Below are 14,394 nucleotides of genomic sequence, written 5' to 3' on the forward strand. Positions count from 1 at the left end.
CGGTCATGCCTTTCCGATTTATCCATACCGCAGATCTCCATCTCGATTCGCCCTTGCGCAGCCTGGCGCTCCGCAACGAGGAGCTCGCCGGGATCGTGCGGGGTGCCACCCGCAATGCCCTCGTGCGTATCGTCGATCTCTGCATCGCCGAAAGCGTCGACGCGCTGCTGATCGCCGGCGATCTCTATGACGGCAATCAGACGTCGATGAACACGGCGCTCTTCCTCGCCGGTGAGCTGCGCCGTCTCGACGAGGCGGGCATCCGCACCTTCATCATCCGCGGCAACCATGATGCCCAGTCGCAGGTGACGCGCGAGCTGACGCTGCCGGCGTCCGTGCATGTCTTCAGCGGCCGCGGCAAGCCGGTGCTCGCCAAGACGCTGGAAAACGGCAGAGCCGTTCACATTCACGGCATGAGCTTTGCCGACCCGCACGCGCCGGAAAGCCTGCTGCCGCATTTCCAGCCTCCCATCGCGGATGCCATCAACATCGGCATGCTGCACACGAGCCTCGCCGGCTCGGCGGGGCACGACCCCTATGCGCCCTGCAGCGTCGCCGATCTGGAGCGGCATGGCTATGACTATTGGGCTCTCGGCCACGTGCACCAGCGGCAGGTCCACGGCGTCAAACCATGCATTGTCATGTCGGGCATGCCGCAGGGCCGGGATATCAACGAATCGGGCGTGAAGGGCGTCACCCTTGTCACGATCGACCACGACGGTGAGGTGACGCTGGAAGAGCGGGCGGTGGGTGCGGCTGTGTTCGAGCGCGTGTCGATCGACCTGACCGGGACGGCGGACTGGCGCGACATGCTGGAGGTCGCCGGCCGGCAGCTCGGTCTGATTCGAAAGGGTCTGCCGGAAGCCGATCTCATCCTGCGGATCACGCTGAACGGTACGACGCCGCTTTCCTGGCGGCTGCGGCGGGATTTCGACCTGCTGCAGGGAGAGCTGGCGAATATCGCCGCCGGGCTCGGCCGATGCTGGGTCGAGAAGATCGAGACCCAGTTTGCAAATTGCAGCAAGCATGCCGGGCCTATCGCTGCCGATCCGATCGGCGAACTGACGGCACTCGTCGAGACCGAAGTGTTGTCGGCCTTCGCCTACCGCGCCGACATGCGCGCCGTCGCCGAGGAGCTGCTGCCGCATCTGCCTGTCGAACTGCGGCATCTGCTTGCCGGGGACGAGGGCATGCTCGACGAGCTGGTGGAGAATGCCGCGCTTTCAGGTAGCGCCGATGTCCTGTCGCATCTCCATGGCCGCAGCCTCGTCGAGGGCATCGACTGATGCGGCTGCAACAGCTGGATCTCGTCCGCTACGGCAAGTTCACTGAACGAAGCCTCGATTTCGGCACTGCCCAGCGGGGAGAGCCAGATTTCCACTTGATCTACGGCCCGAACGAGGCGGGCAAATCGACCCTGTTCTCGGGCTTCCTCGACCTGCTCTTCGGCATCGAACGCATGAGCCCCTACGGCTTCCTGCATCCCTACCAGACAATGCGGATCGGCGGCGTTGTCGAGGCTGGCGGCAAGAGACATCACGCCTATAGGATCAAGCGCAACGCCAACAGCCTTGTCGGTCCCGACGAGCAGCCGCTGCCGGACAACCTCTTCTCCTCGGCGCTCGGATCGATCGACCGGGATACCTACCGCATGATGTTCTCGCTCGACGACGACAGCATCGAGGAAGGCGGGGAAGCCATCCTGAAGAGCGAAGGCGAACTCGGGTCGCTGCTCTTCTCGGCAAGTTCGGGTCTGCCGGACAGCAGTGCGGTGCTTGCCAATCTGCGCACCGAAGCGGACGCCTTCTTTCGCCCCCAGGCGCGCAAGCATCAGCTTGCGGAGCTGAAGGCGGAGCTCGATGCCCTGAAATCCCAGCGCAAAGCAGTGGACGTCAACGCGCGCGAATATGCCGAACTTCGCAAGACGCTGACGAAAGCCCGCGACCGCCACGATGCAGCATCGCGACAGCGCGCCGAACTGCGCGTGCGCCGGGATCGGCTGCGCGCCGAGCTCGAATCCCTGCCGCTCCTGGCAAGGCTCAACCTTGCACGGGAAGAGCTTGCCGGCACGCAGGCCTTGCCGGTGCCGCCGCAGGAATGGTGGAACGATCTGCCGGCCCTCCGCCGCCGGGAGGTCGAAATCGCTACCCGGCTCCGGCAACTGGACGAGGAACTGGCGCAGCGCCGGGCGGAGCTCGAGGATCTGCCGCGGGACGAAGAGGCGCTTGCGCTCGCGGCACGCTTCGAGGCGTTGCGCGAATCGGCACTCGACGCCCGCTACCAGACGGCCGCCCGCGATATGCCGTCGCGCCTTGACGAATTGGCAAGGGTCTCCGCCGAGATTCGTGCCTGCCTCATCCGTCTCGGCGAGGCGGACAATGCCGATCCCGTTTCGCTGGTGCTGCCGACTGCCCGCGCTGCCCGGCTGCAGGAACTGGTTCGCCAGCACGCGGGCCTCGCGGAGAAGCTGGCGTCGGCGCGCGGGGAGCTCGACAGCGCCAGACGCGATCGTGCTCAGACCGAACGCGATGCGGAGCGGCTCGGCAGCGGTGTCGCCGATACGGGCATTCTGGCCGAACGGCTGCATGTGCTGCGGCAGAGCGATTGCCTTTTGCGCCAGCAGGCCGCGACCAGGGAGGTCGACCGGCTGGCGGCGGCGCTTGCCGATGCCATGGACGGCTTGCGGCCGTTCGCCGGGGATGCGGATGAACTGGCGACGCTGCCCGTTCCCGCGCCCGGCGTGGTCGCCATGTGGAAAGCGGAGGAATCCGCCCTTTCGGAGCGGCGGCTGCGGCTCGACGACCGGATCGGCGACGAGCGCGCGCGCCAGGCGGCAGACGAGGCGCGGCTTGCCGCACTCGCTGCAGACGGCGCTGCAGTGGACGATGCGACCGCAGGCGAGCTGCGCCGGCGCCGGGACCTCGCCTGGCAAGTGCATCGCACCAGCCTCGACGAGCGGACGGCAAGCGCCTTCGAGGCGGCATTGCGGGAGGACGATGCCGCCGCGGCGCTGCGCCTCGCCCATGCCGAGCGGCTGGCTGAGATGCGCGGCCTCACTTTGGCGATTTCCGAAAGGCGCGCGCGCCTGCAGGCGCTCGAAGCACAGCGGGCGGCGCTCTCCGAAGAGGGCCAGCGGCTGCACAAAACGGTGGCCGCTGCCGCAAGTGCAAGCGGCTTACCCAACGTCAGGCAAATATCGCAGCTGGAGGCTTGGCTTGCCGCGCGAGCCGCAGCGCTGGCGCTTCGCGCCGAGCTGCGCGCCGCGCACCAGGCGAAAGACCGGGCCGCGTCGGAAGAACAGGCGGCGGCACGCGCATTGCGGGGAGAATTGGAGCGCCTCGGCGCGGCGGACCACCTGCCGGACAGCTTTGACGAGCTCCTCGTTGTTGCGGAACGGGTCGTCTCCCGCGCGCAAGCGGCATCGGCGGCCCACAGCACGGCAGTGGCACAGCTTCACCGCGCCACGGAAGCTATGGAAAACCGGGAGACGGTTCTCGCCGCCGCCGAGGCCGCCATGATCCGCTGGGAAGAGGCGTGGGCGGAGGCGCTCGCCGCGACCTGGCTTGCCGGCCGCGCCGACCGGCCGGCTCCGCACGAAATCGGCCCGGTGCTCGCGGTCCTGCAGGACTTCGACAAGCTCATGCAGAAAAAGGGCGAGCTCGACCATCGCATTGCCGGCATGCGGAAAGACCAGGCGAGCTTTGCCGAGGCGATCGTGGATCTCGCCCACGACGCCGGAGAGCAGGGTGATCCGCTCGCGCTTTATGCGTCACTGCGCGACCGCATCGCCGCCGCACAGCGCCAGGAAGAGCGCCGCCTCGAAGCCTTGGGCAGCATCGAACGTCTAGAGGAGGTGCTTCGGCTGCTGCGCAGCGAGGAGCGGCAGCACCTGGCGATGAAGCAGGTGATGTTCGACTTCTTCGGATGCGAAACGTTGGAGGAGGCCGGACTTCGCCTGGAGGCCGTTCGCGAGCAGGAGCGGCAACGGCTGAGATGCGCCGAGCTTGAACAGGATCTGTTGACCCGGCTCGGCACTGCCACGACCGGAGAAGCCGAATCCATCCTCGCTGGCGTGGACGAGCCCGAGCTCAGGCTTGAACTCACCCGGCTGGAGGAAGCGATCGACGTCATCGATCGCGACGTCAGCGAGTTGCACGCGGAAGTCAGAAACAAGGAAAGGGCGCTTGCCGAGATCGAGGGTGGCGACCGGGTGGCCGAACTCGAGCAGAAGCAGCGAACCATCCTGCTCGAGATCGAGCACAAGGCGGTCGGCTATCTGCGGCTCAAGGCCGGCGTCGTTGCCGCCGAACACGCGCTGAGGCTGTTTCGCGAGCGCCATCGCAGTGCCATGATGCAACGCGCCTCGCGGACCTTTTCGCATATCAGCGGCGGCGAATATGCCGGGCTTTCGACCCAGGCGGAAAAGGGGCAGGAATTCCTGATCGCCAACACGGCGGCGGGCGGCTCGAAGCTCGCCGGCGACCTCTCGAAAGGCACCCGCTTCCAGCTCTACCTTGCCTTGAGAATGGCCGGCTACCACGAGGTCGCCGCGGCCCGCGAGACGCTGCCCTTCATCGCAGACGACATCATGGAAACGTTCGACGACAACCGCGCTGGCCGCGCCTTCGATCTGATGGCGGAGATGGCCCGCGTCGGCCAGGTGATTTATCTGACGCACCACGAGCACCTTTGCGACATCGCCCGCAGCGCCTGCCCCGGGGTAAGACTTCACAGGCTGTAGCGACTGGGCGGAAAAACGCTAAGGTGCTTCCGATTGCGCCCGCATGGTGCGCGACGTGATTTCACGCGTATGCCAAGAGGAGGTTCGAATGGAAATCTTTGAGTGTGGCTCGAGACCCTCGTCGCGCGGACCGTCCGACTATTTTCAGGGATCCGTACGCATCGACCCGGCCTTCGAGGCACCCGCGCCGGCGCGGGTAAGAGGAGCGACGGTCACCTTCGAGCCCGGCGCCCGCACCGCCTGGCACACCCACCCGCTCGGCCAGACGCTCATCGTCACCGCCGGCCGCGGCCTTGCGCAAAGCTGGGGCGGCGAACTCCGCGAAATCCGCGCCGGCGACGTCGTCTGGTTCCCGCCGGGCGAAAAACACTGGCACGGCGCCGCCGCCGACACGGGAATGACCCATATCGCCATTCAGGAGGCGCTCGACGGCAAGGTCGTCGATTGGCTGGAGCATGTGACGGACGAGCAGTCTCGCGGGGGGTGATGAGCCGAATGGCAACGATCGTAGCCACTTACGGTGAATTGCTAATGCTTTGGATAATGGTGGGCGATGAGAGACTCGAACTCCCGACATCCTCGGTGTAAACGAGGCGCTCTACCAACTGAGCTAATCGCCCTTTCGCGTGCCGGACCGCTGTCCGCCGCGTCGGTGGGCGTGATCTATGCGCAACCGGCAAAAACCGCAAGAGCATTCGATCGATTTTTTTGATTTTTTTGCGAGCGGGTCGGCGAGCGCGGGATCGGGCGCTGCCGGCGCTGTGGACAGCAGAGGGGGGCGGCGCCGGCGGTAGCGGCGTCGCGGCGTCCGGGTAGCGAGAGAGGGGGCTTCGACCGTCCCGCCCTATGCGGATTTTCTCATTTGGGCAGCCTGTGGGTCAAAATTCTCTCCGTCACGGATTTGTCTTCAAACACGCTTGACACCCCAGGGCGAACCGCTTAGTTAGCCGCTCATCGAAACGGCAGGGCCGCTTTGATAAAGGGGTGCGCGAGCGCCCCGGCCAGTTAAGAGAAGCGGGTGTAGCTCAGTCGGTTAGAGTGCCGGCCTGTCACGCCGGAGGTCGCGGGTTCGAGCCCCGTCACTCGCGCCACTCTTCTTCTGGTGCATCGGCATCCTCAAGGAGTGCCGATGGTGAGATAATGGCCTGCCATGGCCATGATGCGCGGGTGTAGCTCAGTCGGTTAGAGTGCCGGCCTGTCACGCCGGAGGTCGCGGGTTCGAGCCCCGTCACTCGCGCCATTTCTCCTCACACCATGCTTCAGTGTCAGTCGGCCGTTTTTGCATTGCCGCAATGCGGTCTCGGCATGGCTCTTGCGGGGAGGGGCGACCGGTTCCCAGGATTCCGTGTTCCACTGTGTCAACTGTGAGAAAGTGCCGTTCAAACCTGTGCCGCGAACCGGTTTAAATGCCTCGTCGAGGCTTGCGCATGGGCGCGGGCTGCGCTAACCACTCTGGCGTTGCAACATGATTTTCGGCCTGCGGCATTCGTTGTTCGAGCGCTTCTCCCAAGGCGCTTCGCAGGCAGGGACGGATAACAATGACAGAACTTCTCGGTTCCTATGTTCCGATCGCGATTTTCATTGGAATCGCTCTTGTGATCGGTCTCGCACTCCTGATCGCTCCCTTCGCAGTTGCCTTCAAGGCGCCCGATTCGGAAAAGCTCTCGGCCTATGAGTGCGGCTTCAATGCGTTCGACGACGCCCGCATGAAGTTCGACATCCGCTTCTATCTTGTGTCGATCCTCTTCATCATCTTCGACCTGGAAGTCGCCTTCCTCTTCCCCTGGGCGGTTTCGTTCAAGGCGATGGGCTGGTTCGGCTTCTGGTCGATGATGGTCTTCCTCCTGGTCCTGACGGTCGGCTTTATCTATGAATGGAAAAAGGGAGCGCTGGAATGGAACTAGCATCCGGCACCACGCTCATTGCGCCGCAGCCGAAGGGCATCATCGATCCCGCGACCGGCAAGCCGATCGGCAGCAATGACGCATTCTTCGGCGAGATCAACAACGAGCTCGCCGACAAGGGCTTCCTCGTCACCTCGACCGACGAGCTGATCAACTGGGCGCGCACCGGTTCGCTGATGTGGATGACCTTCGGTCTCGCCTGCTGCGCCGTCGAAATGATGCAGATGTCGATGCCGCGCTACGATGCCGAACGCTTCGGCTTCGCGCCGCGCGCCTCGCCGCGCCAGTCCGACGTCATGATCGTCGCCGGCACGCTGACCAACAAGATGGCGCCGGCGCTGCGCAAGGTCTACGACCAGATGCCCGAGCCGCGCTACGTCATCTCGATGGGCTCCTGCGCCAATGGCGGCGGCTATTATCACTATTCCTATTCGGTGGTGCGCGGCTGCGACCGCGTCGTGCCCGTCGATATCTACGTGCCAGGCTGTCCTCCCACGGCAGAAGCGCTGCTCTATGGCGTGCTTCTGCTGCAGAAGAAGATCCGCCGGACCGGCACCATCGAGCGCTAAGGCAGGGGGTTCTTTTCAATGAGTGAAGCCCTGAACGAGCTTGCGACCTATCTTCGGGAAGCACGCGGATCGCTGATTGCCGACGCGGCGATGAAATATGGCGAGTTGACGCTGACGGCGACGGCCGACAACGTCATCGAACTCCTGACCTTGCTGCGCGACGATCCGCGATGCGGCTTTGTGAGCTTTATCGATGTCTGCGGCGTCGACTATCCGCAGCGGCCGGATCGTTTCGATGTCGTCTACCACCTGCTGTCGCCGCGCCAGAACCTGCGCGTCCGCGTCAAGGTCGCGACCGGCGACGGCGAGCCCGTGCCGTCGGCAACCTCCGTCTACCCGGGCGCCGACTGGTTCGAGCGTGAAGCCTACGACATGTACGGCATTCTCTTCACCGGCCACCCGGATCTGCGCCGTATCCTCACCGACTATGGCTTCGAAGGTTATCCGCTGCGCAAGGACTTCCCGCTGACCGGCTTCGTCGAGGTTCGCTACGACGATGAAGTCAAGCGGGTGGTCTATGAACCCGTCGAACTGAGACAGGAATTCCGCAACTTCGATTTCCTTTCGCCCTGGGAAGGCACGGAATACGTGCTGCCCGGCGATGAAAAGGCGAAGGCACGGTGAGATAAGTCGGCCCGCGGCGATCCCGAGGGGATCCCGTCCGGCCTGGAGCAATCGGTATGACCGAACACAACGTCCGGAACTTCAACATCAACTTCGGTCCGCAGCATCCGGCCGCGCACGGCGTTCTGCGCCTCGTGCTGGAGCTTGACGGCGAAATCGTCGAGCGCGTCGATCCGCATATCGGCCTCTTGCACCGCGGCACCGAGAAGCTGATCGAGGCGAAGACCTATCTGCAGGCGGTGCCCTATTTCGACCGGCTCGACTATGTCGCGCCGATGAACCAGGAGCACGCCTTCGCGCTTGCCGTTGAAAGGCTGACGGGCACCGAAGTGCCGATCCGCGGCCAGCTTATCCGTGTCCTCTACTCGGAAATCGGCCGCATCCTCTCGCATCTCCTCAACGTCACCACCCAGGCCATGGACGTCGGTGCGTTGACGCCGCCGCTCTGGGGCTTCGAGGAGCGCGAGAAGCTGATGGTGTTCTATGAGCGGGCCTGCGGCGCGCGCATGCACTCGGCCTATTTCCGTCCAGGCGGTGTCCACCAGGATCTGCCGCATGAACTGGTCGACGATATCGGCAAGTGGATCGATCCGTTCTTGAAGACGGTCGACGACATCGACGAGCTTCTGACCGGCAACCGCATCTTCAAGCAGCGCAACGTCGATATCGGCGTCGTCAAGCTCGAGGACGCCTGGGCCTGGGGCTTCTCGGGCGTCATGGTGCGCGGTTCGGGTGCCGCCTGGGATCTGCGCCGCGCGCAGCCCTATGAGTGCTACTCCGACATGGAGTTCGACATCCCGATCGGCAAGAACGGCGACTGCTACGACCGCTACCTGATCCGGATGATCGAAATGCGCCAGTCGGCGCGGATTATGCGGCAATGCGTCGATCGCCTGCTCGGCGACGCCAAGGTCGGACCGGTTTCTTCGCTCGACGGCAAGATCGTGCCGCCAAAGCGCGGCGAGATGAAGCGCTCGATGGAGGCGCTGATCCACCACTTCAAGCTCTATACCGAGGGCTATCACGTGCCGGCCGGCGACGTTTATGCCGCGGTCGAGGCACCGAAGGGCGAGTTCGGTGTCTATCTGGTCTCCGACGGCACCAACAAGCCCTATCGCTGCAAGATCCGTGCGCCGGGCTATGCGCATCTGCAGGCGATGGATTTCCTCTGTCGCGGACACCAGCTCGCCGATGTTTCGGCCGTGCTGGGCTCCCTCGATATCGTGTTCGGCGAGGTGGATCGCTGATGCGTCTGGCGCCGCTTGCCGTTCTCGGGTTTCTCGCGCTGAGCCCTGCCGCCGTCGCTCAGGAGGATGTCGCCAGCACGTCCTCCTCCGGGCTGCATGGCGGCTCCATGGCCGCGCTCCTGTCGAAGGGATACGAGATCAAGGCAGCCGTCGCCAACGGCACGCGCTACATCGTGTTCATGCAGAAAGACCAGTCCGCCTATGCCTGCGAATTCGTCACGCTGACGAAATCGCGGTGCGGTTCGATTAATTGATAAGGTGTCCACTAGAATGTCCGTTCGTCGACTAGCCGAAGACACTGTCCAGCCAGCGAGCTTTGCATTCAGCAAGGAGAACGCGGCCTGGGCCGAGGCAACGATCAACAAATATCCTAAGGGCCGCGAGCAATCGGCGATCATTCCGCTGCTGATGCGCGCCCAGGAACAGGACGGCTGGGTGACGAGGGCGGCCATCGAGTCGATCGCCGACATGCTCGGCATGGCCTATATCCGCGCCCTCGAAGTGGCGACCTTCTACACGCAGTTCCAGTTGAAGCCGGTCGGATCGCGCGCCCATGTGCAGGTCTGCGGCACGACGCCCTGCATGCTGCGCGGTGCGGAAGACCTGATCAAGGTGTGCAAGAAGAAGATCGCCGCCGAGCCCTTCACGCTGAACGGGAGCGGCACGCTCTCCTGGGAAGAGGTCGAATGTCAGGGCGCCTGCGTCAACGCGCCGATGGTGATGATCTTCAAGGACTCTTACGAGGACCTGACGCCTGAGCGGCTCGAGGAAATCATCGACGGCTTCGACGCAGGCAAGGGTGCCGAAATCGAGCCCGGCCCCCAGATCGACCGCATCTTTTCCGCACCGGCTGGCGGGCTGACGACATTGCAGCTCGTGGATGCGCCTCAAAAGACCAAGGCGCCGGCCCGCGCCAGCAAGGCCAAGGCTGAAGAGGCGGCAAGCGTGCCGCCGTCGAACGCCGCCAAACCGGAGACCGCCGCAGACGTCACCAATCCGGCGCTGAAAACCCCGGCGACCGCGAAGAAAGCGGCGGCGAAGAACGCCAAGGCCGAAGGCGAGACGGTCGACAAGTCCAAGCCGGCAAAGAAGCCGCGGTAAAGAGGTGACCCATGCTGAGAGATGAAGATCGCATCTTTACCAATATCTACGGCCTCAAGGATAGGTCGCTCAAGGGCGCGATGGCGCGCGGCCACTGGGACGGCACCAAGGAGCTGCTCGAGAAAGGTCGCGACTGGATTATCAACGAGGTGAAGGCCTCGGGCCTGCGCGGCCGCGGCGGCGCAGGCTTCCCGACCGGCCTCAAATGGTCCTTCATGCCGAAGGAAAACGACGGCCGGCCGCATTACCTCGTCGTCAATGCCGACGAGTCGGAGCCCGGTACCTGCAAGGACCGCGACATCATGCGCCACGATCCGCATACGCTGATCGAGGGCTGCGTCGTGGCAAGCTTCGCTATGGGCGCGCACACCGCCTACATCTACGTGCGCGGCGAGTTCATCCGCGAACGCGAGGCGCTGCAGGCCGCGATCGACGAATGCTACGAATACGGCCTGCTCGGCAAGAACAACAAGCTCGGCTACGATATCGACGTCTTCGTCCATCACGGCGCCGGCGCCTATATCTGCGGCGAGGAAACGGCGCTGCTCGAGAGCCTCGAGGGCAAGAAGGGCCAGCCGCGCCTGAAGCCGCCGTTCCCGGCGAATATGGGCCTCTATGGCTGCCCGACGACCGTTAACAACGTCGAATCGATCGCAGTCACGCCGACCATCCTCCGGCGCGGCGCCGGCTGGTACACGAGTTTCGGCCGCCCGAACAACCATGGCACCAAGCTCTATTCGGTCTCCGGCCACGTCAACCGTCCCTGCACGGTCGAGGACGCCATGTCGATCCCGTTCCACGAGCTGGTCGACAAGCACTGCGGCGGCATCCGCGGCGGCTGGGACAATCTGCTCGCCGTCATCCCCGGCGGCTCGTCGGTTCCCTGCGTGCCCGGCGCGCAGATGAAGGACGCCATCATGGACTATGACGGCCTGCGCGAGCTTGGCTCAGGCCTCGGAACGGCGGCCGTCATCGTCATGGACAAGTCGACCGACATCATCAAGGCGATCTGGCGGCTTTCCGCCTTCTACAAGCACGAGAGCTGCGGCCAGTGCACGCCCTGCCGCGAAGGCACCGGCTGGATGATGCGCGTCATGGAGCGCATGGTGCAGGGCCGCGCCCAGAAGCGCGAGATCGACATGCTCTTCGACGTGACGAAGCAGGTCGAAGGCCACACGATCTGTGCGCTTGGCGACGCGGCCGCCTGGCCGATCCAGGGCCTGATCAAGCATTTCCGTCCGGAAATGGAAAAGCGGATCGACGAATATACGCGCAATGCAACGTCGCACGGCGCGGTATTGGAAGCAGCGGAGTAACGAGCGATGGCCGGGACGCGCAATGAAGGACAGGGCATGAAGGCGGCAGTCATTCCTTTTGTGCCGCCCTTGGGCGCCGGCTCGGCCGATCCGTTCGGCATGGCCGAATGGATGAAGACAATGCCGGCCGTTCCGCTGATGGCCAATCCCGTGGCTGCCGTAGCGGCGGCGACGGCGCTCGGCTTCGGCCTGTCGAGCCACTTCGCAGGCATCATGTTCGGCGCCATGCAGGGGGCTGCAAGCGCTCTGCAGAAAAGCGCCGGCGTGGCCGAACCGGCGGAGATTGCCGAACCGGCACCGACCGTCGAAAAGCCCGCGCCTGTAACGCAGCGGGCTTCGCCGGCGCCGGCGGCCAGCGAGGACCGTCCGGCTCCGGTCGCCCGCGAGTCCAAGCCAGCTCCGGCTGCCCGCGAGGCTCGGCCCGCACCGGCTGCCGTCGCCAAGCCCAAGGCGCGCGCCGCCAGGAAGCCCGTCGCAGCGAAGCCGAAGGGCGGCGTCGCCGACGATCTCAAGCAAATTTCCGGGATCGGCCCGAAGCTCGAACAGGTGCTGAATGGCCACGGCCTTCGTCGGTTCGCCGACATCGCGGCTCTGAGCGAGGCGGATGTCGCGCGGCTCGATGCCGAGTTCGCGCTCGATGGCCGCATCCTGCGGGACGATTGGATCGGGCAGGCAAAGACGCTGATCGGCAAGAGATAACGTGACGGCCGCCCGGTCGTTACCATACCGGAAGAGCCGTGAAGGAATTGTCCGGCGCCGCAGAAGGCAGCCGGACGGAAGACAGGATTGAGTACGAAGATGGCAAAGCTGAAAGTCGACGGAAAAGAGATCGAGGTCCCGGATCATTTCACGCTGCTTCAGGCGTGCGAAGAGGCCGGCGCCGAGGTTCCGCGCTTCTGTTTCCATGAGCGGCTTTCGGTTGCCGGCAATTGCCGCATGTGTCTGATCGAGGTGAAGGGCGGGCCGCCGAAGCCGGCCGCCTCCTGCGCCATGGGCGTGCGCGATCTGCGCCCCGGCCCGAATGGCGAGGCGCCCGAAGTCTTCACGACGACGCCGATGGTCAAGAAGGCCCGCGAAGGCGTCATGGAATTCCTGCTGATCAACCATCCGCTCGACTGCCCGATCTGCGACCAGGGCGGCGAATGCGACCTGCAGGACCAGGCGATGGCCTTCGGCATCGACAGTTCGCGCTATCAGGAAAACAAGCGCGCCGTCGAAGACAAGTATATCGGTCCGCTCGTCAAGACGGTGATGAACCGCTGCATTCACTGCACGCGCTGCGTCCGCTTCACGACGGAAGTGGCGGGCATCGCCGAACTCGGGCTGATCGGCCGCGGCGAAGATGCCGAAATTACCACCTATCTCGAACAGGCGATGACTTCCGAACTGCAGGGCAACGTCGTCGATCTGTGCCCGGTCGGCGCGCTGACCTCGAAGCCCTTCGCCTTCACGGCGCGTCCGTGGGAGCTCAACAAGACCGAATCGATCGACGTCATGGATGCGGTCGGCTCGGCGATCCGCGTCGACACCCGCGGCCGCGAGGTGATGCGCATCATGCCGCGCGTCAACGAGGAGATCAACGAAGAGTGGATTTCCGACAAGAGCCGCTTCATCTGGGACGGGCTGAAGACGCAGCGTCTCGACCGCCCCTATGTGAGAAGGGACGGCCGTCTGCAGGCCGTTACCTGGCGCGAGGCCTTCCAGGCGATCAAGGCTGCCGTCGCCAAGACCTCGGGCGACAAGATCGGTGCGATTGCCGGCGACCTCGCCTCCGTCGAGGAGATGTACGCCCTGAAGGAGCTCATCACTTCGCTGGGCTCTGAGAGCGTCGACTGCCGCCAAGACGGCGCAGCCCTCGATCCGTCGCTCGGCCGCGCAAGTTACCTGTTCAATCCGACGATCCAGGGAATCGAGAGCGCCGACGCGCTGCTCGTCATCGGCTCCAACCCGCGCTTCGAGGCTTCGGTTCTAAATGCGCGCATCCGCAAGCGCTATCGCATGGGCAAGTTCCCGATCGCGGTCATCGGCGAGCGGGGTGAACTGCGTTACGACTATGAGTATCTCGGCGCCGGCACGGAGACGCTCGCTGAGCTCGTTTCCGGCAAGGGCAAGTTCTTCGAGACGCTCAAGAATGCCGAGCGGCCGCTGATCATCGTCGGCCAGGGTGCGCTTGCAGGGGAGGGCGGTTCTGCCGTTCTCGCCAATGCCGCAAAGCTTGCCGTCGCGGTCGGTGCGGCCGGCGGAGAATGGAACGGCCTTGCCGTCCTGCACACGGCGGCATCACGCGTCGGCGGTCTGGACCTCGGTTTCGTTCCCGGCAAGGGCGGCATTTCGGCAGCGCAGATGGCCGGCAGCGCAGAGGTGCTGTTCCTGCTCGGCGCCGACGAGATCGATCTTTCGGCGCGTAAGGGCTTCACGGTCTATATCGGCTCGCACGGCGACAATGGCGCGCATGCGGCGGATGTCATCCTTCCCGGCGCCGCCTATACGGAGAAGTCCGGCACCTGGGTCAACACCGAAGGCCGCGTCCAGGTCGGCAACCGCGCCGGCTTTGCACCGGGAGACGCGCGCGAGGACTGGGCGATCATCCGCGCCCTTTCCGACGTGCTCGGCCGCAGGCTGCCGTTTGATTCGCTTGGGGAATTGCGTGCCAAGCTCTACGCGGCTCATCCGCATTTCGCAGAGGTCGACAGCATCGCCGCAGGAAGCAGCGACGAAATTGCCGCACTTGCGCAAAAAGCCGGTGAGATGGGCAAATCCATGTTTGCGTCTCCGGTCAAAGACTTCTATTTGACGAACCCGATAGCGCGCGCATCCGCCGTCATGGCCGAATGCTCGGCCTTGGCGCGCAACAATTTCAAAGCTGCCGCGGAATGAGCGCGAGGGAATAGA

12 protein-coding genes and 3 tRNA genes are annotated in these 14,394 nt (G+C 64.6%); 14 read left to right on the plus strand and 1 reads right to left on the minus strand.

What is annotated here, in order from left to right; translation table 11 throughout:
• Positions 1 to 5 precede the first annotated feature (5 nt).
• The 3 genes from SS05631_RS04710 (at position 6) to SS05631_RS04720 (ending at position 5,228) form a co-directional block, all read left to right on the plus strand.
• Positions 6 to 1,286: an exonuclease SbcCD subunit D gene (locus SS05631_RS04710; RefSeq protein ID WP_037414100.1), complete on the plus strand. Its 1,281-nt coding sequence runs from the start codon at positions 6 to 8 to the stop codon at positions 1,284 to 1,286.
• Entirely contained in the window at positions 1,286 to 4,741 is a 3,456-nt protein-coding gene (locus SS05631_RS04715; RefSeq protein WP_095677931.1) for an AAA family ATPase, read from the plus strand. Before SS05631_RS04710 ends, SS05631_RS04715 begins: the two co-directional genes overlap by 1 nt.
• Before the next feature lie 88 nt (positions 4,742 to 4,829).
• The gene (locus tag SS05631_RS04720; protein WP_037414104.1) at positions 4,830 to 5,228 is read left to right on the plus strand and encodes a cupin domain-containing protein; all 399 of its coding nucleotides are present in this window, start codon (positions 4,830 to 4,832) and stop codon (positions 5,226 to 5,228) included.
• Between the two features lie 57 nt (positions 5,229 to 5,285).
• On the opposite strand, the gene SS05631_RS04725 is transcribed toward SS05631_RS04720, so the two are convergent.
• A tRNA-Val gene (locus SS05631_RS04725) sits at positions 5,286 to 5,361 on the minus strand.
• A 394-nt stretch (positions 5,362 to 5,755) separates the two neighbouring features.
• Between SS05631_RS04725 and SS05631_RS04730 the strand changes: the two genes are divergently transcribed.
• From SS05631_RS04730 to nuoG, 11 genes are all read left to right on the plus strand, one after another.
• Positions 5,756 to 5,832, plus strand: a tRNA-Asp gene (locus tag SS05631_RS04730).
• A 72-nt stretch (positions 5,833 to 5,904) separates the two neighbouring features.
• A tRNA-Asp gene (locus SS05631_RS04735) sits at positions 5,905 to 5,981 on the plus strand.
• A 298-nt stretch (positions 5,982 to 6,279) separates the two neighbouring features.
• On the plus strand, positions 6,280 to 6,645 hold the full coding sequence (locus SS05631_RS04740; protein ID WP_037389059.1) for an NADH-quinone oxidoreductase subunit A: 366 nt from the start codon (positions 6,280 to 6,282) through the stop codon (positions 6,643 to 6,645).
• Positions 6,636 to 7,214: an NADH-quinone oxidoreductase subunit B gene (locus tag SS05631_RS04745; RefSeq protein WP_037414105.1), complete on the plus strand. Its 579-nt coding sequence runs from the start codon at positions 6,636 to 6,638 to the stop codon at positions 7,212 to 7,214. Before SS05631_RS04740 ends, SS05631_RS04745 begins: the two co-directional genes overlap by 10 nt.
• Before the next feature lie 18 nt (positions 7,215 to 7,232).
• Positions 7,233 to 7,838: an NADH-quinone oxidoreductase subunit C gene (locus SS05631_RS04750; RefSeq protein WP_037414107.1), complete on the plus strand. Its 606-nt coding sequence runs from the start codon at positions 7,233 to 7,235 to the stop codon at positions 7,836 to 7,838.
• A 56-nt stretch (positions 7,839 to 7,894) separates the two neighbouring features.
• A complete protein-coding gene (locus tag SS05631_RS04755) occupies positions 7,895 to 9,085 on the plus strand; it encodes an NADH-quinone oxidoreductase subunit D (RefSeq protein WP_037414108.1) in 1,191 nt (396 codons plus the stop codon).
• Positions 9,085 to 9,339 (plus strand): hypothetical protein, encoded by a 255-nt coding sequence (locus SS05631_RS04760; protein WP_037389051.1) that lies wholly within the window; start codon positions 9,085 to 9,087, stop codon positions 9,337 to 9,339. The genes SS05631_RS04755 and SS05631_RS04760 overlap by 1 nt, the downstream gene beginning before the upstream one ends.
• 16 nt (positions 9,340 to 9,355) lie before the next feature.
• Positions 9,356 to 10,186 carry an NADH-quinone oxidoreductase subunit NuoE gene (gene nuoE, locus SS05631_RS04765; RefSeq protein WP_037414111.1) on the plus strand — a complete coding sequence of 277 codons (831 nt, stop codon included), beginning with the start codon at positions 9,356 to 9,358 and terminating at the stop codon, positions 10,184 to 10,186.
• Positions 10,187 to 10,197: 11 nt separating this feature from the next.
• On the plus strand, positions 10,198 to 11,502 hold the full coding sequence (gene nuoF / locus SS05631_RS04770) for an NADH-quinone oxidoreductase subunit NuoF (RefSeq protein ID WP_037414114.1): 1,305 nt from the start codon (positions 10,198 to 10,200) through the stop codon (positions 11,500 to 11,502).
• 6 nt (positions 11,503 to 11,508) lie between these two features.
• The gene (locus SS05631_RS04775) at positions 11,509 to 12,201 is read left to right on the plus strand and encodes an NADH:ubiquinone oxidoreductase (RefSeq protein ID WP_172900167.1); all 693 of its coding nucleotides are present in this window, start codon (positions 11,509 to 11,511) and stop codon (positions 12,199 to 12,201) included.
• Between the two features lie 99 nt (positions 12,202 to 12,300).
• Positions 12,301 to 14,379 carry an NADH-quinone oxidoreductase subunit NuoG gene (nuoG, locus tag SS05631_RS04780; RefSeq protein ID WP_037414125.1) on the plus strand — a complete coding sequence of 693 codons (2,079 nt, stop codon included), beginning with the start codon at positions 12,301 to 12,303 and terminating at the stop codon, positions 14,377 to 14,379.
• Positions 14,380 to 14,394: the final 15 nt, after the last annotated feature.

The organism is Sinorhizobium sp. CCBAU 05631, from assembly GCF_002288505.1.
GTDB lineage: Bacteria > Pseudomonadota > Alphaproteobacteria > Rhizobiales > Rhizobiaceae > Sinorhizobium > Sinorhizobium fredii_C.

Bases quoted from the DNA above. Each gene is read 5' to 3' on its own strand.
- SS05631_RS04710 (WP_037414100.1), top strand. From the start codon at position 6: ATGCCTTTCCGATTTATCCATACCGCAGATCTCCATCTCGATTCGCCC.
- SS05631_RS04715 (WP_095677931.1), top strand. From the start codon at position 1,286: ATGCGGCTGCAACAGCTGGATCTCGTCCGCTACGGCAAGTTCACTGAA.
- SS05631_RS04720 (WP_037414104.1), top strand. From the start codon at position 4,830: ATGGAAATCTTTGAGTGTGGCTCGAGACCCTCGTCGCGCGGACCGTCC.
- SS05631_RS04740 (WP_037389059.1), top strand. From the start codon at position 6,280: ATGACAGAACTTCTCGGTTCCTATGTTCCGATCGCGATTTTCATTGGA.
- SS05631_RS04745 (WP_037414105.1), top strand. From the start codon at position 6,636: ATGGAACTAGCATCCGGCACCACGCTCATTGCGCCGCAGCCGAAGGGC.
- SS05631_RS04750 (WP_037414107.1), top strand. From the start codon at position 7,233: ATGAGTGAAGCCCTGAACGAGCTTGCGACCTATCTTCGGGAAGCACGC.
- SS05631_RS04755 (WP_037414108.1), top strand. From the start codon at position 7,895: ATGACCGAACACAACGTCCGGAACTTCAACATCAACTTCGGTCCGCAG.
- SS05631_RS04760 (WP_037389051.1), top strand. From the start codon at position 9,085: ATGCGTCTGGCGCCGCTTGCCGTTCTCGGGTTTCTCGCGCTGAGCCCT.
- nuoE (WP_037414111.1), top strand. From the start codon at position 9,356: ATGTCCGTTCGTCGACTAGCCGAAGACACTGTCCAGCCAGCGAGCTTT.
- nuoF (WP_037414114.1), top strand. From the start codon at position 10,198: ATGCTGAGAGATGAAGATCGCATCTTTACCAATATCTACGGCCTCAAG.
- SS05631_RS04775 (WP_172900167.1), top strand. From the start codon at position 11,509: ATGGCCGGGACGCGCAATGAAGGACAGGGCATGAAGGCGGCAGTCATT.
- nuoG (WP_037414125.1), top strand. From the start codon at position 12,301: ATGGCAAAGCTGAAAGTCGACGGAAAAGAGATCGAGGTCCCGGATCAT.